Origin of the sequence: Sulfurimonas sp. (assembly GCF_032250635.1) — a bacterium.
Lineage (GTDB): Bacteria > Campylobacterota > Campylobacteria > Campylobacterales > Sulfurimonadaceae > Sulfurimonas.
Window position 1 is genome coordinate 1 of sequence record NZ_JAVVFL010000212.1, and the last position, 3,469, is coordinate 3,469.

At 35.1% G+C, this 3,469-nt stretch carries 6 protein-coding genes; 2 read left to right on the forward strand and 4 right to left on the reverse strand.

Going from position 1 to position 3,469, the window contains the following annotated elements; translation table 11 throughout:
• Nucleotides 1–538 (reverse strand): deoxyribonuclease IV (locus tag RQ763_RS10725; RefSeq protein ID WP_314152955.1); only part of this gene is annotated, 538 nt, incomplete at its 3' end.
• Entirely contained in the window at nt 531–1,001 is a 471-nt protein-coding gene (locus tag RQ763_RS10730; protein WP_314152956.1) for a hypothetical protein, read from the reverse strand. The genes RQ763_RS10725 and RQ763_RS10730, both read right to left, overlap by 8 nt.
• Before the next feature lie 82 nt (nt 1,002–1,083).
• Here RQ763_RS10730 and RQ763_RS10735 point away from each other — a divergent pair, with 82 nt between their 5' ends.
• On the forward strand, nt 1,084–1,887 hold the full coding sequence (locus tag RQ763_RS10735; RefSeq protein ID WP_314152957.1) for an ion transporter: 804 nt from the start codon (nt 1,084–1,086) through the stop codon (nt 1,885–1,887).
• Between the two features lie 50 nt (nt 1,888–1,937).
• Here RQ763_RS10735 and RQ763_RS10740 read toward each other — a convergent pair whose 3' ends face one another.
• Nucleotides 1,938–2,306 carry a type II toxin-antitoxin system HigA family antitoxin gene (locus tag RQ763_RS10740; RefSeq protein ID WP_314152959.1) on the reverse strand — a complete coding sequence of 123 codons (369 nt, stop codon included), beginning with the start codon at nt 2,304–2,306 and terminating at the stop codon, nt 1,938–1,940.
• Between the two features lies 1 nt (nt 2,307).
• Nucleotides 2,308–2,607, reverse strand: a complete 300-nt coding sequence (locus RQ763_RS10745) for a type II toxin-antitoxin system HigB family toxin (RefSeq protein WP_314152960.1) — start codon at nt 2,605–2,607, stop codon at nt 2,308–2,310.
• Nucleotides 2,608–2,800: 193 nt separating this feature from the next.
• Here RQ763_RS10745 and RQ763_RS10750 point away from each other — a divergent pair.
• The coding region (locus tag RQ763_RS10750; RefSeq protein ID WP_314152961.1) for a hypothetical protein at nt 2,801–3,469 on the forward strand (669 nt) is incomplete at its 3' end.

Sequence of the window (3,469 nt, forward strand, 5' to 3'; positions counted from 1 at the left end):
CTATGCAGACTCCGACACGGCTTTTGTCCTCTACTCTGTCAATAATCTGTGCTAAATGCTCAAACCTAAAGCCAAGATTGCTCCCCTGCCCCGCGGTATTTTCAAGAACCAAACTTACACCTTTTGTTTTCTCCAGAGTTCTGTTCATTGCATCTGCAATTTTGCCGAGACACTCATCTTCGCTTATCTGCTTAAGATGGCTCCCAGGATGAAAATTGAGTCTGTCAAGTCCTAGCTGCTCACATCTCTGAACCTCATCCAAAAAAGCGTCCATCGATTTTTCTCTTTTATCCGCTTCGGGGTGACCGAGATTTATAAGATAAGAGTCATGCGGAAGTACATGACGAGGCAAAATACTGCTCTCTTGCAAAGCTTTTTTAAACTTCTCTATCGTTTCGCCATCAAGCTCTTTGCCGTTCCACTGTCTCTGATTTTTTGTAAAGAGTGCGAACGCTTTTGCTCCGATTGCCACTGCATTTGCCACCGCATTGAAAACGCCTCCGCTTGCACTTACATGTGCACCTACAAATTTACTCATTTAAATCCTTTATCTTAAAAATTATGCCGTTTTTTCTATCTTTAAAATATACCGCATCTGAATTTACTCTATAGACTATATCTACATCTTCATCTCTTATATGCTGCTCAAATCCGTCTGCCGTTTTTGTTAGATTTTTGCCATCATAAATGGCGCGTGAGAGCAGCATATTTTGCATGGTATCATCGGGGTAAGCAGAGTTCAGATACTCTTTGTTAAACCCGCTTTTGCTCATGCACCCTTCACTGGTGCAGACTAGATGGTTTAGAGTTATCTTCTCTATACTTTTTCCCGCCATAAAGAGCTCAAGCTCTATGGATTTGTCACTGTTTCTAAGATAACCCACGTCTGAAAACTTCATCTTTGGCGATTTTATAGTGATGATTTTTGTCTGCGTATATTCATAATTCTTGATGCTGCATGCACTAAAAAAAAGAGCAAAAACAAGTAGTATATATTTCATAATCGAATTGTACCTACATAAAATTAACTGCCATGTGTTATTCAAAGGTTGATAAAATTCCAAAAAAATTCAGAGGAACCAAATGCACAATAAAATCAAAACGATTGTAGAGAGCAAAAGCTTTGTTAACTTCATAACCTACCTTATCATCCTAAACGGTATAACTATGGGGCTTGAGACATCAAAAGGGTTTATGGCAAATTTCGGCGGAGTTACTTCACTTTTTAACACTCTTGTTATCTCCATCTTTACCATAGAGATTGCGATGCGCATCTATGTTCACAGGCTCTCTTTTTTCAAAGACCCGTGGAGCATTTTTGACTTTAGCATTGTGGCAATATCGCTTGTTCCACTAAGTGCCGGTTTTGAGATACTGAGAGTTTTAAGAGTGCTAAGACTCTTTAGGCTTGTCACAGTCGTACCGCAGATGAGAAAGATAGTCTCCGCACTTATCAGCGTTATACCCGGTATGCTCTCCATCGCAACACTTATGAGTCTCTTCTTTTATATCTTTGCCATCATGGCAACACAGCTCTACTCCGAGAAATTCCCCCATTGGTTTGGAACGCTCGGCGAATCTTTCTACACCCTTTTTCAAATTATGACGCTAGAATCATGGTCTATGGGAATCGTACGCCCAATCATGGAAGTTTACCCGCTGGCATGGATGTTCTTTGTTCCGTTTATCTTTGTCGTAACTTTTATTATGATTAACCTCATCGTTGCTATCGTGGTTGATGCGATGTCGATTATAAACAAAAAAGAGGAGGAGCACATTGTAGAGGAGGTGCATGTTGCCGAAAATCACACAAGCAGCGAACTCTCACTGCTTAGAGAAGAAATTGCGGAGTTAAAAGTTCTGCTTAAAGCGAGCGTTAAGAGCTAGAGAACTATTTTTTTCCAGTTACGTTTTATACTTGACTGATATTAAACTGCTTAATAAGAGAGCTTCCCTATCCCAAACAAACTTTCAAAAGGGATTTTAAACTGTTCATGCAGATTTCTTATCATTGTCACTGTTAGCTCTCTTTGCCCGCTTAAAATCTTAGAAACTCTTGTCTCATCTCCGAGTGCGGCGGCTAAATCTTTTTGCTTGAGATTTTCCTGCTCCATTCTAAATTTTATAGCTGAAATCGGATCAGGTGCATCTATCTTGTAATGCTTTGTCTCATAAGCTTCAATAAGCGTTGTGAGCACTTCAAGCTCATCAAACTCTTCACTTTCTGGCACGGCATCCATAAGAACCTCGACTCTTTGAAGCGCACTCTCATAATCTTGCTCGTTTTTAATAGGTTTTATATTCATCTTATACCTCCACTGCATTGATTTTGTCATACTCTTTATGTGTACCGACAAATCTTATAAATATGATTGAAGCATAATAATTTATCTTAACAATCAATCTATATTTATTTCCATGTATATTAAACACGACTCTACTATCTCCAATAATACTTGCATTTTTATATTGAGCCTTTACCTCATTTGGAGTTTGCCAAGAAGCTTTTAACGCCTCCTGATACCAACTCTGTAGTGAAGACTTACTATCACTATATAAAGGATTTTCATAAAATTGCTTAAGTGTTTTATTGGAAATAATTCTCATAAGTTTATTGTACTTTATTCTTGACAATACGTCAAGATTTATATGTCGATGCAGATTTTTTATTTTTAGCTTATCATTTTTTTAATGATTTAATCATTTAAATAAACATTTTTCGTGTTTGTTTAATTAGCAAACATCAAGCTCTTTTGTATATAATATTCATTGAATAAATAGTTATATTAAAGAGAGATAAATGAATTTTACAACAGAAGACCTTTTTGAATTGTTACAAAAATCTGAATGGGATCAATTACTTAACCTTGAAAGTAAATATAGACAGAGCATTATTGATAATGTGATGATGAAACAAGTATTTGACAAATATTTCATCGATGCAGTAATAAACTATGCAAAGAATGAAAAAGACAAATTATATTGTTCAGTAGTTTTAAAAAAAGTTTATAATAGATTTATTCAGCATAGAAATCAAACATATACAATTCCTGATGTAAAGTTTGAAGAATTTGTTATAAGCTATCTAGATATTTTACAATCATTAGAAGAAAATAAATCAGCATATCAAATTGCATGCAAATGGACACACTTAAACTATGCAAAAGAATTAATTATAAAATATGAGAATACACATTCAAGAGAGTTAAAACATTCATCTGATGATAAAATGAAAGTATCAATAAACCCTAATATTCAAAAAGAAAATCATACAATTGAATTATTTAAAAGTAAACAGGAATATGAATTTTTTTACGCAGTAAGAGAAAACTTCCCAAACTATTACACTTGTCCAAATGTGGCAGCTAGTTGTATAATTGATTTTGACAAGATTAAAGATAAGCTCTCTAACAAAGAGAAAGATTATTTTTTTAAAGCAATTGTGGACAGTGTTGTATATGAACAAACA